Genomic DNA, 21,391 nt, shown 5'->3' with positions numbered 1-21,391 from the left:
TCCTATGTCACCGCGGTGACCCTGCCCGCCGCATCGAGGCGACAGTCGACTCGCGCCTGCCGAACCTCGATGCCGCCTTGTCTTGCGTAGTGTATGCGCACCTCGATCCGCGCCGTGAGTGCGCCCCGGCGTTGCTGCAGCGGACCGGCGCTTACCGCGTGAACACGCACGGCGCCAAGCGGCGCCGCGGCCGACGCGATCGCCGTGCGGCAGGCGCGCACCACAGCTTGTGGGATACCGGCTTTGGCTATCAGTGGCGCCATAAACGGATAGCCATAGGTGTTCCGCGCCAACGAGCCGCGACCAGTTCCGGAAGGCCTGAGCGCGCGCGGCAGGATGGCGAATTGACTCGCGGCCTTGGTTTTGGCGGAGGCCGGCGTGATGCCGGCATTGCTGCTCGCGACTTGGCCAGCGCCCAGGGCCGGGTTGCCTGGCTTACCTCCTGGAGCGGTGGCCGATCCGGACGAAGGGTCGCCCACCCCGACACCTGTCGATAGGCCGCCGCTTGCGCCGCCGAGGTTGCCGCTGACGCCAAGTCCGGCACCGAGCGATCCCTTGCTCGCGCCGAGCGACCCGCCAAGGCTCGCTCCCCCTACTCCGTCGACGCTCGAGCCGCCCGTCACCGAGGCGCCTTTCGGGCCGGCGCTCAGGCCAGCACCGACCCCGACGCCACCAATTTTGCCGCCAAGCCCCGCCTCAAGAGCCGAGGCCGGGCCAATTGCGATCGCGACTGTCAACGCGGCTGCGACGTATTTGTTCATCACCATATTCCTCCTGCGGCATGTATTCGGTCCACGCAAATGCCCTTCACGATCAGCCGTCGCTAGTGAGCGCCGAGCTTCGGCGGCCGCGTCGGGAGCAACGCGTCGGGAAGCGCGATGGTCGCCACCAGAACAGGTCGCGATGGTCTTTTGGCCTTCACTTTGTGGTTTTCCCGCAACCCCGATTGACGGGCTGGTCGCGAGCGCACGGACACATCTGCACGCGAAGTTGCGACGGCACGCGCTTTCGGAACGCGGTTGACACGCTCGCTGCGACGCTCATCCCGGGACTTTTCAACGTCAATAGCCTTTCGAGCAGCGCTGAGCTCGCGGGCCAGGCCGACGGCCTTGTTGCGCTCTTGCTCCAACGCGACGCTCAGCTCCATCGAGACGCGGCTCGCTTCCTGCTTTGCCGCGTCGCGTTCCCGGCGGGCGCTGTCGCGATCACGAGCAGCTGAATCTGCCCGTTCGCGCTCCGATTCGAGTGCGTCGCCAGCTCGCTTCAAAGCCGCCTCGGCCACCTGTCGTTCCCTAATGGCGTTGGTGCGCGCGACCGCAGCCAGATCCGCGCTTGTCTTAAGCGCGTCGATGGTTTGGCGCGCCGCGGTGAGTTCGCGTTCGAAGCGCTCAGCCTTGTGCCGCTCCTCATCAAGAGTTCGCTGCGCCTCGGCCACGGAGGCCTCAATAGAGTGACGCGATTCAAGCATGGCGGCCTTCTCATGATTGGCGAGAGTGACTTTGGCCTTCAAGCCTTTGATTTGGCGTTCCGCCACTTCCAGATCGAGCGCGAGCTCTTCGGCTCTTCGCCGCTGCTGTTTTAGGGCCTGTCCTTGTTCAGCCATCGTGTCGGCCACCGCACGTGCCTGCGCGCTGGCGTCGCGGGCGCCGCGCTGCATCACGGCCAGTTCCGCTCGCGCCGCCGCCAAATCGCGACCGTCATGGTCACCGAGAGCCGGCTGCACGCTCTTCCTGAGCGCGTCGACTTCCCTCAGCGCCGCAAAGAGCTTTTGTTCCAGTGCGCCGCGGTCAGTCCGCACCGCATCGAGTTCCCGCACCAAGGCGTCGGCCCGTTGACGCGCCGTCGCAAGGTTCTGATTGTGTCGGACGGCGTCGTTGCGAGCGTTCTGGCGAGCCGCAAGTGCCTCCCCGCGAGCTGCCGCAATTTCCATGCGAGCGGCGGCCAGCTCATTCAGCAATGCCCCTTGCAGAGCTTGCTGTTGCTCCGCAGGCTGCCGAGGTGTGTGGGAACCGCGCACGCCCGGTTGCGCCTCGGCCTGGCCGTTCTCGACACTGGCGCGTTCCGAAGCCACGGCCGAAGAGCCGTCGCTGGCTGCGTCCGCCGGCGGTTCGGGCGCTTCTTGTTTGACCTCCACCGAAGCTGTGAGGTCAGAAGACGAACTTTGGATCAGTTTAACGGTTATGTCAGCCCGTTCCTGACGGCCGCTCCTGGCTTGCAAGCGATCGGAAATCAGCTTTGCCAATTCCTCCTCACGCAGACCTGCGGCGGCAATGCTCCCGATCAAGGGAAGGTCAAGCGTGCCAGTCGAGTCGATGGTGAAAGTATGGTTGAGCTGCAACGCCTCCAGAACGCCATCGCGCAAGGCAGTCCATTGCCAAACATGCAGTTCGATCGCGTCTCGCGGGGCAAGTCTATCGTCAGCCTGCGGCCGACCGTGTGCTGCAGATTCCAGCAGCAGAATGATGCACAACGAAATGAGGCACAGCATGGCGCTGCAGCTCCTGCCGCACATGCCACGAAATGAAGCCAAATGCCGTCGGTCAGCAAAGCTTAGCGCGGGGCTGCAGGATGGCGGCCTGGAACTCTGCACAAAATTCATAGCTGAACCTCACCGGCAACGCGACTTGCCGCGAGCGGATTCATTATCAACCCGCGCGCAGGCTGAGGCCGCGGAGAAATTCCACAACCAAAGCGCGATACTAGCAAAGCCTGCGCGTACCGCTGAGCACCGAATAAGGCTTAGGGGTGTTCTCCTCTTTACATACTTATTACGCTCTCACGCCGCATATCATACCCCTTACGGTGGTGGTTATCCGGCTTGGCCAGCTGCCGGCTCATCGTAGGTGGCCGGCGGCTGATGCGGCAGCGCCTTGCTGCTCATCAGGTACATATCATCTGAATTTGTGATTGACTCATCATACCAGTTGCCTTAGCTGTTGGAATGGGCTTTGGCCAGCCGAGCCCGGCCTGAAATTGGGCAGGTGGCAGATGGAGGGCAGCCTGAGGACGGACCGAACCGGATGATCCGCCTGACGGCAAATAACCCGATCTGCGACACCAGACGCGACCCGCCTGACAAACTGGAATGCATTTCAGCCTGCCTGCGCAAGCACAGGCTTTTTCAAATGGGAGGAAATCATGATACTCACTCGCAGAATGACATTTGCGGCTTTCGCCGGCATGCTGGCGCTTGGCGCCGCCGCACCCGCCAATGCGGCGGATCTCATTGCCATCATCACGCCCTCGCACGACAATCCATTCTTCAAGGCCGAAGCCGTCGGCGCCGAAGCCAAGGCCAAGGAACTCGGCTATGAAACGCTGGTTCTGGTTCATGACGACGACGCCAGCAAGCAGTCCGAGCTGATCGACACGGCGATCGGCCGCGGCGCCAAGGCGATCATCCTCGACAATGCCGGCGCCGACGCCTCTGTCGCCGCCGTGCAGAAGGCCAAGGACGCGGGCGTTCCGTCGTTCCTGATCGATCGCGAGATCAACGCCACCGGCGTCGCCGTCGCGCAGATCGTCTCCAACAACTACCAGGGCGCCCAGCTCGGCGCGCAGGAATTCGTCAAACTGATGGGCGAGAAGGGCAATTACGTCGAGCTGGTCGGCAAGGAATCCGACACCAATGCCGGCATCCGCTCCAAGGGCTATCACGACGTCATCGACGACTATCCGGACCTCAAGATGGTGGCGCAGCAATCGGCCAACTGGAGCCAGACCGAGGCCTATTCGAAGATGGAATCGATCCTCCAGGCCAATCCGGACATCAAGGGCGTGATCTCCGGCAACGATACGATGGCGATGGGCGCCCATGCAGCCCTTGCCGCCGCCGGCCGCAAGGACGTCATCGTCGTCGGCTTCGACGGATCGAACGACGTGCGCGACTCGATCGCCTCTGGCGGCATCAAGGCCACGGTCCTGCAGCCGGCCTATGCGCAGGCTCAGATGGCAGTCGAGCAGGCCAACGACTTCATCAAGAACAAGAAGTCTCCGGCCGAGGAAAAGCAGCTGATGGACTGCGTCCTGATCAATGGCGACAACGCCGCCAAGCTGGAAACCTTCGCGCTGACCAACTGAGCCGCTGTGACATCAATCGCAACGGACGAGCTTCCGGCTCGTCCCTTGCTTCCATTTCCTGGGTGTCCCTGACCGCCATGCCGAACAAGCCGACATGTTGAAAAAGCTGACTTGGCCGAATGTTGCCTGGGCGACCCTCGCTTTGCCGACCCTTGCCGCGATACTCGGCATCAGCCTGACCGCCTGCAAGATCCTGCCGACACCGTCCGCAGAGAACGGCGGCAATGCATCCGCCTTTAATGCGGACAAGATGGTCGGCGATATCTGGGCTGCCAAAATGGTGCCCTATCTCGAGCAGAAGGCCGGGCCGTTTCCCGAGGTTCACGCCCTGGCGAAAGCCGATCCTGCCGCCGCCGGCGCCAAATATGGCAATCCGAAGAAGCAGGCGAATTCGCCGTGGACCTTCGCGGTTCGCCTCGAAGGCAAGATTGTTGCGGCGAACACCCAGTCACGCGCGGCAACCATGGATGTCGATGCCGACGGTGACGGCAAGGCGGATGCGCGGGTGCAGATCGGACCCGCGATGCGTGGCACCGCGCTGCGCGACAGCCTCGACTTCATCCAGTTCAACGATTTCACCAATCAGATCGAATTCGCCCAGTTCGGCAAGGCGTTCAACATCCATGCCGACAAGACAGTGCTTTCCAAGCTGCCGCGCGAAGCGCTGGAAGGCCGCAGCGCCAGGGTTGTCGGCGCTTATGTCCTGGGCAGCGGCCAGGACTTGCCGCTGGTGACCCCGGCGGAGGCAGAGATCGGGCCAAAGCCATGACTGCCGCTACCGATCATGATGTCATCCTGAAGCTGGAAGACGTCTCCAAGGTCTATTCGGGCACAGTCGCGGTCAAGCGCGCGAATTTCGAAGTGCGCAAGGGCGCGGTCAACGTGCTGGTCGGCGAAAACGGCGCCGGCAAATCGACGCTGATGAAGATCATCGCCGGCGTCGAACAGCCGACGCTCGGCCGCATCCTCCTGGACGGCGAGGAGGTCTCCTTCTCCTCATCCGGGGACGCGGTGAACCGCGGCATCGGCATGGTGTTCCAGGAGCTGAACCTGTTCGGCAATCTGAGCGTCGCCGAAAACATTTTTGCCACCCGCGAGATCACCAACCGGTTCGGCAAGATCGACAGCCGGGAACAGGAGCGCCGCGCAGCCGAATTTCTCGAGCGGCTGCAAGCCGGCATCCGGCCCGACATGCTGGTCGAGGATTTGCGCATCGGCCAGCAGCAGCTGGTCGAGATCGCCAAGGCGGTTTCGCTCGATGCGCGCATCCTGATCATGGACGAACCGACCTCGGCGCTGAGTGCGGCGGAAGTCGAGATCCTGTTCAAGGTGATCGCCGACCTCAAGGCGCGCGGCGTCGCGATCGTCTACATCTCGCACCGGCTCGAGGAACTGATCCGCATCGGCGACACCATCACCGTGCTGCGCGACGGCCGCATCACCGGCCAGGAGAAGATGAAAAACGTCGACACGCAGTGGATCGTGCGGCAGATGATCGGCTCCGACGCCAAGGACTTCGCCAAGGCCGACGGCCATGTTCCGGGCGAAGAGATCTTCCGCGCCGAGGACATCTGCCTGCCGCGGGTGACCGGCGGGCTTGCGGTCGATCATGTCTCGCTGTCGCTGCGTGCCGGCGAGATCCTCGGTATCTACGGCCTGATGGGCGCCGGACGCAGCGAGCTGTTCGACTGCATCATGGGGCGCCACGGCCATGCCACCGGGGCGATCTTCATTGCCGGCAAGAAGGTCAGAGAACGCGACACCGCACGGCGCATCCGGCGCGGGCTGGCGCTGATCCCCGAGGACCGCCAGCGCGAAGGGCTGGTGTCCATCCTCTCGGTCGCCAGCAATCTGACGCTGGCCAGCCTGTCGCGGTTTGTGCGCCTGTTCCATATCAGCGGCGCCAAGGAGAACCAGGCGGTGAAGCAGATGGTGCGGGAGCTGGCGATCAAGGTCGCCGACCCGGCACAGGAGGTCTCGTCGCTGTCGGGCGGCAACCAGCAGAAGGTGGTGATCGGCAAAGCGCTGCTTACCGGACCCAAGGTGCTGCTGATGGACGAGCCGAGCCGCGGCATCGATGTCGGCGCCAAGGCCGACGTCTTTCGCACCATGCGCAAACTGTCCCGCGACGGACTGGGCATTCTGTTCGCCACCTCCGATCTCGACGAGGTGATGGCGCTGTCCGACCGGATCGCGGTGATGAGCAATGGAAAACTGACCGGCATGTTCGATCGCGCCGAGGCGACGGAGGCGGCACTTGTCGCCGCATCGGCGCTTGGCCACGGGCCGGTCCCGCACGCGGAGAGCCACGCCCATGACTGACATCCCGGCCAAGGCTTCGGTTGCCTCAGCCTCGAACGGCTCCGTCCTGCTGACGCTGATGAAGGCAAGGACGTTCATCGCGCTGATCGCCGTTCTGATCTTTTTCTCGATCGCAGCACCCAATTTTTTGTCGGCCGCCAACCTGATCCTGATGTCGAAGCACGTGGCGCTGAACGCCTTCCTCGCCATGGGCATGACCTTCGTCATCATCACCGGAGGCATTGACCTCTCGGTCGGATCGATCGTCGGCCTGTGCGGCATGGTGGCCGGCTATCTCGTGCTCAACGGCATCGACCTGCAGGTCGGCTATACGATCTATTTCAACGTCTTCGAGATCGCACTGATCACGCTGGCGGTCGGCATATTGATCGGCGCCGTCAACGGATTGCTGATCACCAGGCTGAATGTCGCACCGTTCATCGCCACGCTCGGCGTGCTCTATGTCGCACGCGGCCTGGCACTGCTGTCGTCCGATGGCCGCACCTTTCCGAACCTCGTCGGCAAGCCCGATCTGGGCACGACGGGGTTCGGCTTCCTTGGCGCCGGCCGGCTGCTCGGCCTGCCGGTCTCGATATGGATTCTTGTCGTCGTAGCACTCGGGGCGGCCTATCTCGCCAAATACACCCCGCTCGGCCGCCACATCTTCGCCGTCGGCGGCAACGAACGGGCGGCGCGGATTTCGGGCGTCAGGGTCAACATGGTGAAGATGTTCGTCTACATGTTCTCCGGCTTCTGCGCGGCGGTCGTCGGCCTGATCATCTCCTCCGAACTGATGGCTTCGCATCCTGCGACCGGCGAAAGCTTCGAGCTCAACGCCATCGCCGCGGCGGTGCTCGGCGGCACCTCGATGTCGGGTGGCCGCGGCACGATCGGCGGCACCATCGTCGGCGCCTTCGTCATTGGTATCCTTTCCGACGGGCTGGTGATGATGGGGGTCAGCTCGTTCTGGCAGATGGTGATCAAGGGCCTCGTCATCATCGTCGCCGTCGTCGTCGACCAGGCGCAGCGCCGGCTGCAGAGCCGGGTGACGCTGATGCAGATGGCAAAGGCGGGTTGACCCGTGGCGGAACTGCGAGGGGCGCTGATCGGCTGCGGCTTCTTTGCCGTCAACCAGATGCATGCCTGGCGCGATATCGAAGGCGCCTCGATCGTCGCCATCTGCGACCGCGACCCGGAACGGCTCAAGGTGGTCGGCGACCAGTTCGGCATCGCACGACGCTACGTCGACGCGGCGGCACTTTTTGCCGGCGAAAGCCTGGATTTCGTCGATATCGCCACCACCGCGCCAAGCCATCGTCCGCTCGTCGAGATGGCGGCACAAAACCGCGTTCCGGCAATCTGCCAAAAGCCCTTCGCGCCGTCGCTTGCCGACGCCAAGGCTATGGTCAAGGCATGCACCGATGCCGGCGTGGCGTTGATGGTGCATGAAAATTTTCGCTGGCAGTCGCCGATCCAGGCGGTGCGCGCCGTGCTCGACAGCGGCGACATCGGCACGCCCTTCTTCGGACGGATCTCGTTCCGCTCGGCCTATGACGTGTTTTCCGGCCAGCCCTATCTGGCGACGGGAAAGCGCTTCATCATCGAAGACCTCGGCATCCACAGTCTCGACATAGCCCGCTTCCTGCTGGGCGACGTTTCGACGATCACGACCCGAACCGCTCGCATCAACCCCAACATTGCCGGCGAGGACGTCGCTACCATGCTGATGGACCACAAGAGCGGCGCAACGTCTGTGGTCGACTGCAGCTATGCGACGAAGCTCGCGACAGAACCGTTTCCGCAGACGCTGGTCGAGATCGACGGCAGCGACGGCACGATCCGGCTCGAGCACAATTACCGGCTCACCGTCACCGGCAGGAACGGAACGGCGGTCAGCGACGTCTCGCCGCCGCTGCTGCCCTGGGCATCGCGGCCATGGCACAACATCCAGGAAAGCGTCGTCGCTATTCAAAGGCACTGGGTCGACTGCCTGGCGAACAAAACCGAGCCGGCAACCTCGGGTGCGGATAATCTGAGGACCTTGGCGCTGGTCGAGGCCGCCTATGTGGGTGCTGCAAGCGGTGAACCGGTGCGACTCGATGCGTTGCTGAGATGACCGCCGATGCCTTCCTCCTCTATGGCACACACGCGGTCGAGGCCGGCCGGTCAGGCTGCGCGCCGGCGCGCTCAGCGCCGACTTCGTCAACGGCAATCTGCGCACCATCCGCCATTGCGGTATCGAACGACGCCGCCTTGTGACGACGACGCCTTACGCAATCAACCGGATCGGGTGAATCCAGCTGCCGGAATTCGTCACCCGGAGTTCATCACCCGGAATTCATCACATAGAGCGCGCGTGAGCGCTCGAGGTGCTTGATCATCGCCTTCTCGGCGCCGTCCGCGTCCTTCTGCTCGATGCGGCCAATGATTTCTTCGTGCTCGGTCAGCGTAAAATTTTCCTTGCCGGTCCAGATCAGCATCTCGGTGTGATATTCCTTCAGCCAGCCAAGCATCGCTTCGCTGACCGCGACATAGATCGGGTTTCCGGATATCGCCGCGATCTGGGTATGAAACTTCATATCGGCGGATATGAAGGCTTCGGAATCGCCGCGAAAGCTCCACTGTTCGGCAATCGTTGCCCGCAGCCGCTGCACGTCCTCGGCGGTGGCCTTTTCAGCGGCTTCCCTGACCATGCCGCGCTCGAAGAAGATGCGCGCGCTCTTGAGGTGCTCCAGCGTATCCTTCGACGACGACAGGATGATCTTGGCGGCGCCGTCGACCTGCTTGATGATCGACTTGGCGGTCAGCTGAAGCACTTTCGCCCGCTCGCCATGCGAGATTGCGACAAGGCCCATATTGCTCAACGCCTGCATCGCCTCGCGGATCGCCGGCCTGCCGACCGCGAAGCGCTCCATCAGCTCGCGCTCCGACGGCATGTCGTCGCCAGGCTGCAATTCGCCGCTGGTGATCAAGCGCTTCAGTCGCAAAAACACTTCGTCGGAAAGTTTGCGCCGGACGATCGGCTCCGAACGGTTCATCGTCGCGAATCACTCCTTTGACCGGTGTCTGTCTAGCATCGTCTTGACGAATCCCGGAATGCTCGGCCGAGCAGGATATCGCTTGCAATACTTATGTACTCATTATACCAGATTTCGAGGATCAGGGAACTTTCGGACTATGATCACCCTCACCTATCGCATCGAGACATCGGCCAGCATCGAGGCGCTGGCGGTCAAGATCGCCAGCGACCAGTCGACCGGAACCTTCGTCGCGCTGGCAGGCGAGACCGAAGAGCTCAAGGCGCGGGTGGCGGCGCGGGTTCTGGCGATACGGCCTCTGCCGGACGCCGATCGCCCTTCCCTTCCCGAGGCCGGCGTCGGGCCTTTCAAGCGCGCGGACGTCGATATCGCGTTTCCGCTCGATGCCATCGGCACCGACCTTTCGGCGCTGATGACCATCGCAATCGGTGGCGCCTTTTCGATCAAGGGTCTGTCCGGCATCCGCGTTGTCGACATGAAGCTGCCGGAGGAATACCGGGGCGCGCACCCGGGCCCGCAATTCGGTGTCGCCGGCAGCCGCCGGCTGACCGGCGTCAGGGATCGCCCGATCATCGGAACGATCGTCAAGCCGGCGCTGGGGCTTCGGCCGCACGAGACGGCCGCAATAGTGGGTGAGCTGATCGACGCCGGCGTTGATTTCATCAAGGACGACGAGAAGCTGATGAGCCCGGCCTATTCGCCGCTGTCGGAACGGGTGAAAGCGATCATGCCGCTCGTCCTCGACCATGAGCAGAAGACCGGCAAAAAGGTGATGTATGCCTTTGGCATCTCGCACGCCGACCCGGATGAGATGTTGCGCAACCACGATATGGTGGCAAAGGCCGGCGGCAATTGCGCGGTGGTCAACATCAATTCCGTCGGCTTCGGCGGCATGGCTTACCTGAGAAAGCGCTCCAGCCTGGTGCTTCATGCCCACCGCAACGGCTGGGACATTCTCACCCGTCACCCCGGCCTCGGCATGGATTTCAAGGTCTGGCAGCAGTTCTGGCGGCTGCTCGGCGTCGATCAGTTCCAGATCAACGGCATCGCTTCGAAATACTGGGAGCCGGACTGGTCCTTCATCAGTTCCTTCGAGGCGGTGACCACGCCGATCTTCTCGCCGGATGATTGCGCGCTGCCGGTCGCCGGCTCCGGCCAATGGGGTGGACAAGCCCCCGAAACCTACCGGCGAACCGGCCGAACGGTCGATCTTCTCTATCTCTGCGGCGGCGGCATCGTCAGCCATCCTGACGGACCGGGCGCCGGCGTGCGCGCCGTGCAGCAAGCCTGGCAGGCGGCGGTCGATGGCATACCGTTGGCGGACTTCGCCCTGAGCCACCCGGAACTGGCGCGGTCGATCGAGAAATTCGGCGACGGCAAAGCGGCCTGACGCCATGCAAAACCTGCTTCTGAGCTACTATGGCGATGACCTCACCGGCTCGACCGACGTCATGGAGGCGCTCGAGCTCGGCGGCGTGCCGACCGTGCTGTTCATGCGCCAACCGGACCAGGCCCTGCTTTCGCAGTTCGGGCATTGCCGTGCTATCGGCCTGGCCGGCACGAGCCGCAGCGAGTCGCCGCAGTGGATGGACATGCATCTCCGAGGCGCCTTCGCCTGGCTGAAGACCCAGAACGCCGAGATCTGCCAGTACAAGGTCTGCTCGACCTTCGATTCCAGTCCGGCGATCGGCAGCATCGGCCGGGCGATCGAGATCGGCCGCTCGGTTTTCAGCCAGGACAGCGTGCCGCTGGTGGTCGGCGCGCCGCAGCTCAAGCGCTACACTGCCTTCGGCCATCTGTTCGCGGCTTACCGCGACAAATATTTCCGTATCGATCGCCATCCCGTAATGAGCCGCCACCCGACCACGCCGATGGATGAATCCGACCTGCTGATCCATCTGTCGCGCCAGACGGACCTCACCTCGGGGCTGGTCGACCTGGCGACGCTGCAGTCAGCGTCCCGATCGGAAGCGTTCGATCGCTTGCTCGCCGATGGCACCAGCATCGTGCTTCTGGATGTCGCCAGCCTGCAAACTCAGGCGCTTGCCGGCAAGGAGATATGGCGCGTTCGCCGGCCGGGCGGCGCCTTCGTCGTCGGCTCTTCGGGCATCGAATATGCGCTGCTGGCCGAATGGGTCGCCAACCGGACCGTCCGTGCCGAGCCCAGCTTTTCGCCGCCGGGTGCGGCCGAGCGGATCGCAGTGGTTTCGGGCAGTTGCTCGCCGACGACGGAGCGACAGATCCGGCATGCTTTGACGGACGGTTTCGACGGGGTCGCGGTGGACCCTGTCGAACTGGTTTCCGAAGCCTCCAGCGATGCGATTGCGCGCGCGGCAGCAAGCGGGCGTGCCAGCCTGGAAGCCGGTCGCAGCGTCGTCCTCTACACCGCCCTCGGCCCCACAGCCGACCGGGGCGCCGAGATCGACCGGCAGGAAGGCGCCCGCCACAAGCTTGGCCGCGGCCTCGGCGAACTTCTTCGCGAGCTGACGATCGAGCAGAAATTGCAGCGCGTGGTCATTGCCGGCGGCGACACGTCGAGCCATGCGCTTGGCCAGATGGGCGTCGATGCGCTGACGGTGCGGATGCCGCTGCCCGCGTCGCCGGGCTCGCCGCTTTGCGTCGCCCACTCGCGCGTCAAGGCAATCGACGGACTGGAGATCGCCCTCAAGGGCGGGCAAGTCGGAACCGATCGCTATCTCTGCGCCATCCGCGATGGGCTCGGCGGTTGACAGCAGGCGCGCTGGATTTGCCTGATCTCACGACTTCTTGAACACGGCGCGGTTACCAACGCGCGATGCCTGTCCCACATAAGGCGCCATATGCGTAGCGGCGGGGCGGCGCACAACGCTCGAGCGGGGCTGGATCACGGCTCCGCGAATAAACCAGCGGGGTGCCGCGATGTCATTCAGACCATTGCTTGGTGACGGACGGGTCCGGAGCCAGGAGGAGAAGTCGGAGCCCCTGCATACCGCGTCATGGGGTAGTTCCTCGATCGTTTTCGACAATCGGCGGTGGGCGTGCCGCGAGTCGGAGCTCCGCTGGACAGCCCCTCATCATCTGATCGTGCTGACCGAAGAAGGCGGAACCTCCCATACATCTATCCGGCACGAGGCTAGATCGCTCTACGACGGAATGGACCGTCCCGGAGCCCTCACCTTCGTCCCCGCAGGCGCCGAGCGGCAGGGCTTCTATCGCGACGTAGACCTCTCCTACTCAGCCTTGTGGATCGATCCCGATATCGGCCTTCCTGGCTGCGAACGCCTGAGAGACCTGCCGATCCTGGTGAACAGGAAAGACGTGGTGATCGCCACGCTGCTGAGTTCGCTTCGCGACGAAATGGCGCTCGGCCACAAGCCGGACACTGCCTATATCGAGCATCTGGTCGCCTTGGTCAGTCTCCGCGTGGCCAACCTGAACCGGGAGCAACAGCCGTCAGCGGGTCACGGCAGTCTCAGCCCGCTTGGTCGCGTTCGGGCTTACATCGATGCCCATATGAATGCTGACGTTTCGCTCAGCGAGTTGGCAGCCGTCGCGGGCATGGCCGTCGACAGTTTTGCACGCCGATTCAAGGCGACGACCGGGCTTGCGCCCTATGCCTATGTGATCGAGCAACGCGTGCGGCGAGCCGAGATACTGCTGCGCGAAACAGGTTGGTCGATCAGTAGCATTGCCTTTCGGCTCGGCTTTTCAAGCCAGAGCCACTTCACCACGACCTTCCGGCGTCTCAGGGGCATGACGCCTCGCGCCTATCGGGTGAATTCTTCTCCGGAATCCTGATATTGCCGCCGGTTTCTTGAAAGAAAGCCGCCGCGCGCGTCCCCACCTCCACGGTCGATGAGTGACAGAACCCGACGGTACGCCATCGGGTAAGTCGCCGTCTTCCGTTCTTGTCATTGCGACTGGGAGATCATGCATGGCCGAAACAGACTACAGAAACGGGCCGACGCGCCGAGCGGTGCTGGAGGGCGGGGTGGCGACCGGCGTGCTCCTGGCTACCAGTATACCGGCATATGCCGAGCCGGCCGGCGCCGTTTCGGCGGCCGCGTCGGCCGCGCCGGCGCCGACGATGCCGATGACCCTGCGGATCAACGCGAAGGATCTTTCTGTCGAGCTCGACCCGCGGACGACGCTGCTCGACGCGCTGCGCAACCATCTCGGCCTCACCGGCTCCAAGAAAGGCTGCGACCACGGCCAGTGCGGCGCATGCACGGTGCTGGTTGATGGGCGCCGGATCAATTCCTGCCTGACGCTCGCCGCAATGCATGAAGGCGACGAGATCACCACGGTCGAGGGCCTTGCCGTGGGCGACCGGCTGCATCCGGTGCAGGCGGCGTTCGTTGCCCGCGACGGCTTCCAGTGCGGTTACTGCACGCCGGGCCAGATCTGCTCCGCGGTCGGTATGCTGGGCGAGGCCAGGGCCGGCTGGCCGAGCCATGCGAGCGCCGACGTGGCAGCGGCTTCCGTCGCCCTCACCGATGCCGAGATCCGCGAGCGGATGAGCGGCAACATCTGCCGTTGTGCCGCTTATCCGAACATTGTCGCTGCAATCCGCGACGCGGCAGAGGGGGCGTGAGCAATGCAGTCCTTCACCTATGAACGTGCGGCAAGTGCCGAGCAGGCAGCCGCCGCGGTTGCGGCGCAGCCGGACGCCAAGTTCATCAGCGGCGGCACCAACCTGCTCGACCTGATGAAGCTCGAGATCGAGCGCCCAGCGCATCTTGTCGACATCAGCCGGCTGCCGCTCGATCGAATCGAGGAGACGGCGGCAGGCGGGCTTCGGGTCGGCGCCCAGGTCCGCAACAGCGATCTCGCCGCCGATCCGCGGGTAAGGTCACGCTACCCGATGCTCACGCAAGCACTGCTGGCGGGAGCGTCCGGCCAGATACGCAACAAGGCCTCGACCAGCGGCAATCTCCTGCAGCGCACCCGCTGCCCCTATTTCTACGACCGCAACATGCCTTGCAACAAGCGCGAGCAAGGTTCGGGCTGCGCGGCGCTGCAGGGCTTCAATCGCACGCACGCCGTACTCGGCGCCAGCGAAGCCTGCATCGCGGTCCATCCCTCCGACATGGCCGTCGCCATGGCCGGGCTCGACGCCAGGATCGAGACAATATCGCCCGGCGGCGAGACCCGCACGATCCCGATCGGCGATCTCCATCGATTGCCCGAGGCGACGCCGCATGTTGAGACCGTGCTCGGCCACGGCGAGATGATCGCCGCTGTCACCCTGCCGCCGCCGCCGCCCGGCCGGCAGGTTTACCGCAAGGTGCGCGACCGTGCCTCCTACGCCTTCGCGCTGGTGTCGGTGGCGGCAATCGTCGAGAAAAGCGGCGATCGTATCCGAAGCGCTCGGATCGCCATGGGCGGCGTGGCAGCCAGGCCCTGGCGCGCGACGGAAGCGGAGCGCACCCTCGCAGGAGCGGTGGCGTCCGACGGCGCCTTTACCGATGCGGCCGAAGCCGCACTCGCCGGAGCCGTCGGGCACGGCGGCAATGATTTCAAGATTCCGCTGGCGAAACGGACGATGCGGCACACGCTCGCTGCTGCCGTCGAGAGTGCGTGAGGTGGCATGATGACAGAGACGAAGACCAGCGGGAACCGTTCTCGCGAAACACGCATCGGCGTCATCGGGCGTCCAATCGACCGCATCGACGGTCCGCTCAAGGTGAGAGGCGATGCCACCTACGCCTACGAGACTACGCTGGAGGGCACGGCCTTTGGTTATATTCTCGGCGCCGCCGTCGCCAAGGGGCGCATTGCCGAGATCGACACGGGCGAAGCCGAACGGGCCCCGGCAGTGCTGCTGGTCATGACGCACCGGAATGCACCGGCCCAGCCGGATTTCGGCCCGGCGGTCACGCCGACGGTGCCGGAGGTCTTCACGCGCGCCCGGCCCGCGCTCAACAGCGAGCGGGTGCGCTACTACGACGAGCCCGTCGCACTGGTCGTTGCGGAGACGTTCGAGGCGGCACGCGCTGCTGCCGGCCTCATCAAAGTGCGCTACGACGAGGAGCCGGGCCTCTACGATTTGCCGGCGCATGTGGCCGACGCCTACGCACCAAAGCGGACCAATGCCGGCTTCGAGACCGACAGCGTCATCGGCGACTTCGAGAGCGCCTTTGCCGCGGCTCCGGTCAAGGTCGATGCCACTTACCGGACGCCCTTCGAACATCACAATCCGATGGAGCCGCATGCGACGCTCGCCGCCTGGTCAGGCAACGAGCTGACGATCCATACATCGGCGCAGACCCTGGCGAATTTCCGGGCGGGGGTCGCCAGCACGCTTCGCATCCCGCCCGAGCGTGTGCGCATCGTGAGCCCGTTCATCGGCGGCGGCTTCGGCTCCAAGCTGATTGCCCATGCCGATACGATCCTGGCCGCGCTTGCTGCGCAGGTGCTGCAGCGTCCCGTCAAGATCGCGCTGACGCGACAACAGATGTTCGCCAATGCCGGTCATCGCGCAGAGATGATCCAACAGGTACGTCTCAGCACGGACACCGACGGGCGGCTCACCGGGATCGCGCACGACGTCTGGTCGGCAACGTCCAGCTTCGAGGAGTACTGCGAGCAAACGGCAGTTTTTGCTCGCTCGCTCTATGCGGCGCCTAACCGTGTCACCCGCCATCGCCTGATTCCGCTGGATATCAACCGCGGCGAATGGATGCGCTCGCCCGGCGAAGCGCCCGGCATGCTGGCCTTCGAATGCGCCATGGATGAACTCGCCGAGCGGCTCGGACTGGACCCGATCGAGCTCAGGATCCGCAATGAACCGGTCCAGGATCCCGAGCGCGGCGTGCCGTTCTCCACCCGCAATCTCGTTGCCTGCATGGAGGAAGGCGCACGCCGTTTCGGTTGGGAGCGGAGAAACCCGACACCGGGCCGCGCCCGAGAGGGCCGCAAGCTCATCGGCTACGGCATGGCGGCGGCGATCCGTCCGAACTACATCGGCGCGGCGACGGCGCGGGTTGCGATCGACCGGGATGGTCGGGTGACGGCGCGGCTCGACATGACCGATATCGGGACCGGCTCCTATACGATCCTGACCCAGATCGCTGCGGAGAGCCTCGGCCTGCCGATCTCGTCGATCAAAGTGGAGCTTGGCGACAGCCGCTTCCCGCGTACCGCCGGCTCCGGCGGGTCCTGGGGCGCGGCGAGCGCAGGGTCGGCGCTGCACAACGCCTGCAACGCCCTCAAGCAACGGATCCTGGAGGCGGCGGCGTCGAGCGAAGCCTCGCCATTGCGCGGCGCTGGCGCCACCGACGCAAGCTTTGCCGACGGCGAGGTCAGGCTCGGCCAGCGGTCGACAAGCCTGGCCGACCTCATCCGACGGATCGCTCCCGACGGGTTCGAGGCCGAGGGTTCCGTGGCCGCCGGCGCTGCCACCCAGTCATACAAGGCTTACTCGCAGCATTCCTATGGCGCGCATTTCGCCGAGGTCGCAGTCGATTGCGATACCGGTGAGATCCGCATGCGCCGAATGCTGGCGGTGATGGGCGCCGGCCGTATCCTCAACGCCAAGACCGCGCGCTCGCAAATCATCGGCGGCATGACCTGGGGGATCGGTGCGGCGCTGATGGAGCAGACGGTGCTCGATCCGCGCTACGGCCACTTCGTCAATCACGATCTTGCCGAATATCACGTCCCGACCAACGGTGACGTCCCCGAGATGGAGGTCGTCTTCCTCGAGGAACATGACGACAAGGCCAATCCACTCGGCGCGAAGGGTCTCGGCGAACTCGGCGTCTGCGGTGCGGGGGCGGCTGTCGCCAACGCAATTTACAACGCGACCGGCGTGCGGGTGCGTGAATTTCCCATCACCTTGGACAAGCTGCTGCCTGCCTTGCCGGTGATCGCCATTTGACGCGGCAAGTTATCAGCTCCTCCCACCGCTTCTTCTTCGAGCATTTCAAGCTCGAGGACAAAGGGCAGCCAATCCCTGCGTGCTGGTCCTGGCCGCGCGGGAACATATTGCCGCGTGAAATGTCCGCCCCTGGGTGGAAATTCCGGTAACGCGCTGTACTATCTGCGAAAATACCGAAATCGGGAGGATGCCGGTGCAGACCAAGAAGATCATCAACGACGGCAACCGCACTGTCGACGAGATGCTGGAGGGCATTCTGGCCGCGCATCCCCGCCATCTCAAGAGCACAGAGGGCAGCCCACGCTCGATCATCGCCCGCGATGGACCTCGCCAGGGCAAGGTCGGCCTCGTCATCGGCGGCGGCTCCGGCCACGAGCCGACCTTCCTCGGTTTCGTCGGCAAGGGGCTGGCCGACGCGGCGGCGATCGGCAATGTCTTTGCCTCGCCGCCGCCGGACCCGATCCTCGAATGCGCCAAGGCGGCCAGCGGCGGCGCCGGCGTGCTGTTCATGTATGGCAACTACGCCGGCGACGTGATGAATTTCGACATGGCCGCCGAGATGGCGGCGATGGACGGTATCGAGGTGCGCACCGTGCTGACCACTGACGATGTCGCCTCGGCGCCGCGTGACCAGCGGCAAAAGCGGCGCGGCGTTGCCGGTAATTTCTTCATCTTCAAGGCCGCCGGCGCCGCCTGCGACCGGATGCTGCCATTCGATGAATGCGAGCGCATCGCCAGGAAGGCCAACGATCACACCTTCACCATGGGGGTGGCGTTGTCGCCCTGTTCGCTGCCGCAGACCCGACGGCCGAATTTCGAGATCGGGCCGGACGAGATGGAGATCGGCATGGGCATTCACGGCGAGCCGGGCATCGCGCGCGGAAAACTGAAAACAGCCGACGAGATCACCGACGAGATGCTGGACAAGATCCTCGACGAAATGGCCCCGGTGCGCGGCGACAAGGTCGCCGTGCTCGTCAATTCGCTCGGCTCGACGCCGCTGATGGAGCTCTACATCATGAACCGGCGCGTGAAGCATCGGTTGGATGACCTCGGCGTGTCAGTTCACGCGACCTGGGTCGGCAATTATTGCACCTCGCTCGAAATGGCCGGCGCCTCGGTGACGCTGATGCATCTCGACGGCGAATTGCAGACGATGCTCGACCATCCTTGCGACTGCGCGATGTTCCGCGTCGGCTGAAAGGTGCATCCATGACATCCATCGACACAGCTGGTCTGAAAAGAACGTTCGATGAAATCGCGGTGGCGATCGAAGCAGACAAAGACAGGCTCTGCCAGCTCGACGGCGTCATCGGCGACGCCGATCATGGCATCGCCATGGCGCTCGGCTTCGGCGCGGTGCGCGATGCTTTAGCTTTGCTGGACGTCGCGGCGACCGAGCCGACGGCTCTCCTCAACACCGCGGCGAAATCGTTCCTCAACGCCGTCGGCGCCTCGTCGGGTCCGCTCTATGCGACCGCCTTCCTGCGAGGTGCGGCCGCGGTCAAGGGCAAGGTGACCTTGGCAGGTACCGATTTCATCGCGCTGTTCCAGGCCATGGCGCAAGGCATCCAGGATCGCGGTAAGGCGGAGATCGGCGAAAAGACGATGGTCGACGCCTGGCTGCCGGCAGCTCAAGCCGCGGCCGCTGCCCACGCCGCCGGCAAGACCCTGTCCGAAAGCCTGGCAGCCGCGCTTGAAGCAGCCGAACGGGGCGCCGAGGCGACCAAGGACATGATCGCCGCGAAGGGCCGCTCGTCGCGGCTTGGCGAACGATCGCTCGGGCATATGGACCCTGGCGCCGCGTCAGCGGTCACCGTGATTGGCGCGATGCGGAAAAGCCTGGGTTAGCCCAGCTTCGCAGCATCGAGCCTGTCGATCGCCTGGACATTGCCGGCCGATGGTCCGTTTTCGTCGAACTCCGATGCGAGCCAGGCGTCGACGATCGACTTGGCCAGTTCCGGGCCGATGACGCGAGCGCCCATGGTGATGATCTGGGCATTGTTGGATTTGGCCGCGCGCTCCGCCGAATAGGTGTCATGGGTGAGTGCTGCGCGAATGCCGGGCACCTTGTTGGCCGAGATGGAAACCCCGATGCCGGTGCCGCAAAACAGGATGCCGCGATCGTTCTCGCCGTCGAGGATGGTCTGGGCGAGCTTCTGCGACAGGTCGGCATAGTAGCCCGCCTGGCTGAGGTCGCTGACAGCGAGGCCGGGTTTGGTGGCGAGATGCGCGGCAATGACGTCGAGCAACGGCTTGCCGGCGCTGTCGGCTCCAATGGCTATTTTCATTTATTGTCCTTTCCTGTTCATCGATATTAGATCGCCGCCGAGGCGCGTTGGAGGATGTCGATATAGCCTTCCGCCTGCCAGGCGGAGCGGCCGATGAATAGCCCGTCGACATGAGGCTGGCCGATCAACTCGGCGGCATTTTGCGGATTGACGCTGCCGCCATAGAGCACCGGCGGCACGGCCGGCAGGAGTTCGCTGGCGATCTTTTTGATCAGGGCCTGCTGCCTATCGGCATAGTCCGCACTTGCCGGAATGCCCTTGTCGCCGATCGCCCACACCGGCTCATAGGCAAACAGGATCGTCGCCGCGTTTGCCTGGCCTTCGAGGTATTGCAGCGCGCCATGCACCTGCAAGGCCAGCACCGCATCGGCCTGGCCGCTGTTGCGTTGCGCCAATGTCTCGCCGACGCAGATGAGCGGCGCCAACCCATGCTTCACCGCCGCTGCGGTCTTGAGGCCGACCGTATTGTCGGTCTCGCCGAAGTGCTCGCGCCGTTCGCTATGGCCGAGCTCGACGAGGTCGAGCCCGCAGTCTTTCAACATCACCGGCGAGATCTCGCCGGTCCAGGCGCCGGTGTCGGCCCAGTGCATGTTCTGGGCACCGACCTTGACCCGCGTCGATGCCAGCGCCTTCTTGACCTCGCGGACCGCCGTGAAGGGCGGTATGACGAAGGGCTGGATGCGGTCGTCGAAACCGGGGACGAACCTTGCCAGCGCGTCGGCGAAATCAATCGCCTCGGCCACTGTCTTGTTCATTTTCCAGCTTGTGCCGACCCAGTAAACCATGCGTCCCCCTCAAACCTTCTCGACTATTCTTAGCGAAACGCCGGCGCCATCCAACACCTCGCGCATCTGGCTTTCCAGTTCGCGACCGGTGAAGACGGCGTCGAACGCCTTGAGATCGGTCAGGAAATGCAAGGCCGTGCGGCCGAACTTGCGGTGATCGACCAGCAGATATTTACGGGCGGCGGCGGCCATCATCAGCCGCTTGGTATGAACCACTTCCTGGTCCTGGTGGAAGGCGGAAGCGCCATGGATGGCCGACGACGACAGGAAGGCCACATCGGCGCGCAACGACCTCAGCGTGTCCTCGGCAAGCAGGCCGAAGAAACCGTGGAATTTCTTGCTGTACTGGCCGCCGAGCGCGATCAGGGTGATGCCGACAACGCCGGCCAGATCCTGTATCACGGCCAGATTGTTGGAGATCACCGTCAGCGGGCGCAGATCCGCAAGGTGGCGCGCAATGCCGCCCGCCGTCGAGCCGTCGTCGATGATCACCGTCTGGCCCGGTTCGATGACAGCCACGGCGGCAGCCGCCAGACGCTGCTTCTCCTCGGCGGCCTGCTTCTGGCGGTAGCGGAAATCGCTCTCGAACAAGCCGCTGGGCTGGATCGAGGCGCCGCCGCGTACCTTGCGCAGGAAGCCGCTTTCCTCAAGCTCGTCGAGGTCGCGATGGACCGTCATCTTCGACACGCCGAAGCGCGAGGCAAGGTCATCGACACTGGCCGTGCCGGTGTCCATCAGAAAATCCATGATGCCTTGCCGCCGGCCGTCGCTCTTCATCGTCCAGCCCCTGAATCCGCCTCGCTGCGAATCCGCGGTGGCGGAAACGGCGATTTGACACCATTATAACAGAGAAAATCGCATAGCTGCCAATTTTTTGTGATAATGTTATTTTTTTTCGGGATATTATTCGCTTCTGATTGCTGCCTTGTAACAAGAATTGCTCCCGGCGGCATTGGCCAAAGGTTGCGGTTCTCCGGAAATCCGGCCAGAAACATCAATGGGCTGAATGACGACCGGACAGCTCGCAACATGGGC

General features: G+C 64.1%; 19 protein-coding genes. 13 read left to right on the top strand and 6 right to left on the bottom strand.

The features are described from left to right. Nucleotides 1–2 precede the first annotated feature (2 nt). Both NMG80_RS14725 and NMG80_RS14720 read right to left on the bottom strand, forming a co-directional pair. Nucleotides 3–761: a hypothetical protein gene (locus tag NMG80_RS14725; protein WP_254018759.1), complete on the bottom strand. Its 759-nt coding sequence runs from the start codon at nucleotides 759–761 to the stop codon at nucleotides 3–5. Nucleotides 762–823: 62 nt separating this feature from the next. Then, nucleotides 824–2,488, bottom strand: a complete 1,665-nt coding sequence (locus NMG80_RS14720; protein ID WP_254018758.1) for a polysaccharide biosynthesis/export family protein — start codon at nucleotides 2,486–2,488, stop codon at nucleotides 824–826. A 650-nt stretch (nucleotides 2,489–3,138) separates the two neighbouring features. Here NMG80_RS14720 and NMG80_RS14715 point away from each other — a divergent pair. From NMG80_RS14715 to NMG80_RS14695, 5 genes are all read left to right on the top strand, one after another. After that, on the top strand, nucleotides 3,139–4,080 hold the full coding sequence (locus NMG80_RS14715) for a D-ribose ABC transporter substrate-binding protein (protein WP_254018757.1): 942 nt from the start codon (nucleotides 3,139–3,141) through the stop codon (nucleotides 4,078–4,080). 94 nt (nucleotides 4,081–4,174) lie between these two features. Next, nucleotides 4,175–4,849 carry a DUF2291 family protein gene (locus tag NMG80_RS14710; RefSeq protein WP_254018756.1) on the top strand — a complete coding sequence of 225 codons (675 nt, stop codon included), beginning with the start codon at nucleotides 4,175–4,177 and terminating at the stop codon, nucleotides 4,847–4,849. Further along, nucleotides 4,846–6,402, top strand: coding sequence for a sugar ABC transporter ATP-binding protein (locus tag NMG80_RS14705; RefSeq protein WP_254018755.1), 1,557 nt, complete (start codon nucleotides 4,846–4,848; stop codon nucleotides 6,400–6,402). The genes NMG80_RS14710 and NMG80_RS14705 overlap by 4 nt, the downstream gene beginning before the upstream one ends. Continuing rightward, nucleotides 6,395–7,459 carry an ABC transporter permease gene (locus NMG80_RS14700; protein WP_254018754.1) on the top strand — a complete coding sequence of 355 codons (1,065 nt, stop codon included), beginning with the start codon at nucleotides 6,395–6,397 and terminating at the stop codon, nucleotides 7,457–7,459. Before NMG80_RS14705 ends, NMG80_RS14700 begins: the two co-directional genes overlap by 8 nt. Nucleotides 7,460–7,462: 3 nt before the next feature. After that, a complete protein-coding gene (locus NMG80_RS14695) occupies nucleotides 7,463–8,497 on the top strand; it encodes a Gfo/Idh/MocA family protein (RefSeq protein ID WP_254018753.1) in 1,035 nt (344 codons plus the stop codon). 211 nt (nucleotides 8,498–8,708) lie between these two features. On the opposite strand, the gene NMG80_RS14690 is transcribed toward NMG80_RS14695, so the two are convergent. Continuing rightward, complete coding sequence (locus NMG80_RS14690) at nucleotides 8,709–9,419, bottom strand: transcriptional regulator NanR (RefSeq protein WP_254018752.1); 711 nt, start codon at nucleotides 9,417–9,419, stop codon at nucleotides 8,709–8,711. Nucleotides 9,420–9,558: 139 nt separating this feature from the next. Here NMG80_RS14690 and oiaX point away from each other — a divergent pair, with 139 nt between their 5' ends. The 8 genes from oiaX to dhaL all read left to right on the top strand — a co-directional run bounded on the left by oiaX (nucleotide 9,559) and on the right by dhaL (nucleotide 19,131). Continuing rightward, entirely contained in the window at nucleotides 9,559–10,809 is a 1,251-nt protein-coding gene (oiaX, locus tag NMG80_RS14685) for a 3-oxo-isoapionate-4-phosphate decarboxylase OiaX (RefSeq protein WP_254018751.1), read from the top strand. Nucleotides 10,810–10,813: 4 nt separating this feature from the next. Then, nucleotides 10,814–12,148, top strand: coding sequence for a four-carbon acid sugar kinase family protein (locus NMG80_RS14680; RefSeq protein ID WP_254018750.1), 1,335 nt, complete (start codon nucleotides 10,814–10,816; stop codon nucleotides 12,146–12,148). Nucleotides 12,149–12,317: 169 nt separating this feature from the next. After that, nucleotides 12,318–13,196 (top strand): AraC family transcriptional regulator, encoded by an 879-nt coding sequence (locus NMG80_RS14675; protein WP_254018749.1) that lies wholly within the window; start codon nucleotides 12,318–12,320, stop codon nucleotides 13,194–13,196. A gap of 136 nt (nucleotides 13,197–13,332) precedes the next feature. Then, entirely contained in the window at nucleotides 13,333–13,992 is a 660-nt protein-coding gene (locus NMG80_RS14670) for a 2Fe-2S iron-sulfur cluster-binding protein (RefSeq protein ID WP_254018748.1), read from the top strand. A 3-nt stretch (nucleotides 13,993–13,995) separates the two neighbouring features. Then, a complete protein-coding gene (locus NMG80_RS14665; RefSeq protein WP_254018747.1) occupies nucleotides 13,996–14,982 on the top strand; it encodes an FAD binding domain-containing protein in 987 nt (328 codons plus the stop codon). A 9-nt stretch (nucleotides 14,983–14,991) separates the two neighbouring features. Then, a complete protein-coding gene (locus NMG80_RS14660) occupies nucleotides 14,992–17,280 on the top strand; it encodes a xanthine dehydrogenase family protein molybdopterin-binding subunit (protein ID WP_254018926.1) in 2,289 nt (762 codons plus the stop codon). Between the two features lie 187 nt (nucleotides 17,281–17,467). Then, the gene (locus NMG80_RS14655) at nucleotides 17,468–18,481 is read left to right on the top strand and encodes a dihydroxyacetone kinase subunit DhaK (RefSeq protein WP_254018746.1); all 1,014 of its coding nucleotides are present in this window, start codon (nucleotides 17,468–17,470) and stop codon (nucleotides 18,479–18,481) included. An 11-nt stretch (nucleotides 18,482–18,492) separates the two neighbouring features. Continuing rightward, nucleotides 18,493–19,131: a dihydroxyacetone kinase subunit DhaL gene (gene dhaL, locus NMG80_RS14650; RefSeq protein WP_254018745.1), complete on the top strand. Its 639-nt coding sequence runs from the start codon at nucleotides 18,493–18,495 to the stop codon at nucleotides 19,129–19,131. Here the strand turns inward: dhaL and derI are convergent. Genes derI through NMG80_RS14635 form a run of 3 tightly spaced genes read right to left on the bottom strand, consistent with a single transcriptional unit; the run spans nucleotide 19,128 to nucleotide 21,133 of the window. Then, entirely contained in the window at nucleotides 19,128–19,571 is a 444-nt protein-coding gene (gene derI, locus NMG80_RS14645) for a D-erythrulose-4-phosphate isomerase (RefSeq protein WP_254018744.1), read from the bottom strand. The genes dhaL and derI overlap by 4 nt on opposite strands. Nucleotides 19,572–19,597: 26 nt before the next feature. Continuing rightward, nucleotides 19,598–20,356 (bottom strand): triose-phosphate isomerase, encoded by a 759-nt coding sequence (locus tag NMG80_RS14640; protein WP_254018743.1) that lies wholly within the window; start codon nucleotides 20,354–20,356, stop codon nucleotides 19,598–19,600. A 9-nt stretch (nucleotides 20,357–20,365) separates the two neighbouring features. Further along, nucleotides 20,366–21,133: a DeoR/GlpR family DNA-binding transcription regulator gene (locus tag NMG80_RS14635; RefSeq protein WP_254018742.1), complete on the bottom strand. Its 768-nt coding sequence runs from the start codon at nucleotides 21,131–21,133 to the stop codon at nucleotides 20,366–20,368. Nucleotides 21,134–21,391 lie beyond the last annotated feature (258 nt).

Source organism: Mesorhizobium escarrei (assembly GCF_935825525.1).
In the GTDB taxonomy this organism is placed as follows: Bacteria; Pseudomonadota; Alphaproteobacteria; order Rhizobiales; family Rhizobiaceae; genus Mesorhizobium; species Mesorhizobium escarrei.
Note: the sequence above shows the minus strand (reverse complement) of the source record. Positions and strands in the feature narration are given on the sequence as shown.

What these genes read in the sequence shown, in the direction of transcription:
- NMG80_RS14725 (WP_254018759.1), bottom strand. Translation starts at nt 761, where the DNA reads ATGAACAAATACGTCGCAGCCGCGTTGACAGTCGCGATCGCAATTGGC.
- NMG80_RS14720 (WP_254018758.1), bottom strand. Translation starts at nt 2,488, where the DNA reads ATGCTGTGCCTCATTTCGTTGTGCATCATTCTGCTGCTGGAATCTGCA.
- NMG80_RS14715 (WP_254018757.1), top strand. Translation starts at nt 3,139, where the DNA reads ATGATACTCACTCGCAGAATGACATTTGCGGCTTTCGCCGGCATGCTG.
- NMG80_RS14710 (WP_254018756.1), top strand. Translation starts at nt 4,175, where the DNA reads ATGTTGAAAAAGCTGACTTGGCCGAATGTTGCCTGGGCGACCCTCGCT.
- NMG80_RS14705 (WP_254018755.1), top strand. Translation starts at nt 4,846, where the DNA reads ATGACTGCCGCTACCGATCATGATGTCATCCTGAAGCTGGAAGACGTC.
- NMG80_RS14700 (WP_254018754.1), top strand. Translation starts at nt 6,395, where the DNA reads ATGACTGACATCCCGGCCAAGGCTTCGGTTGCCTCAGCCTCGAACGGC.
- NMG80_RS14690 (WP_254018752.1), bottom strand. Translation starts at nt 9,419, where the DNA reads ATGAACCGTTCGGAGCCGATCGTCCGGCGCAAACTTTCCGACGAAGTG.
- oiaX (WP_254018751.1), top strand. Translation starts at nt 9,559, where the DNA reads ATGATCACCCTCACCTATCGCATCGAGACATCGGCCAGCATCGAGGCG.
- NMG80_RS14680 (WP_254018750.1), top strand. Translation starts at nt 10,814, where the DNA reads ATGCAAAACCTGCTTCTGAGCTACTATGGCGATGACCTCACCGGCTCG.
- NMG80_RS14675 (WP_254018749.1), top strand. Translation starts at nt 12,318, where the DNA reads ATGTCATTCAGACCATTGCTTGGTGACGGACGGGTCCGGAGCCAGGAG.
- NMG80_RS14670 (WP_254018748.1), top strand. Translation starts at nt 13,333, where the DNA reads ATGGCCGAAACAGACTACAGAAACGGGCCGACGCGCCGAGCGGTGCTG.
- NMG80_RS14665 (WP_254018747.1), top strand. Translation starts at nt 13,996, where the DNA reads ATGCAGTCCTTCACCTATGAACGTGCGGCAAGTGCCGAGCAGGCAGCC.
- NMG80_RS14660 (WP_254018926.1), top strand. Translation starts at nt 14,992, where the DNA reads ATGACAGAGACGAAGACCAGCGGGAACCGTTCTCGCGAAACACGCATC.
- NMG80_RS14655 (WP_254018746.1), top strand. Translation starts at nt 17,468, where the DNA reads ATGCCGGTGCAGACCAAGAAGATCATCAACGACGGCAACCGCACTGTC.
- dhaL (WP_254018745.1), top strand. Translation starts at nt 18,493, where the DNA reads ATGACATCCATCGACACAGCTGGTCTGAAAAGAACGTTCGATGAAATC.
- derI (WP_254018744.1), bottom strand. Translation starts at nt 19,571, where the DNA reads ATGAAAATAGCCATTGGAGCCGACAGCGCCGGCAAGCCGTTGCTCGAC.
- NMG80_RS14640 (WP_254018743.1), bottom strand. Translation starts at nt 20,356, where the DNA reads ATGGTTTACTGGGTCGGCACAAGCTGGAAAATGAACAAGACAGTGGCC.
- NMG80_RS14635 (WP_254018742.1), bottom strand. Translation starts at nt 21,133, where the DNA reads ATGAAGAGCGACGGCCGGCGGCAAGGCATCATGGATTTTCTGATGGAC.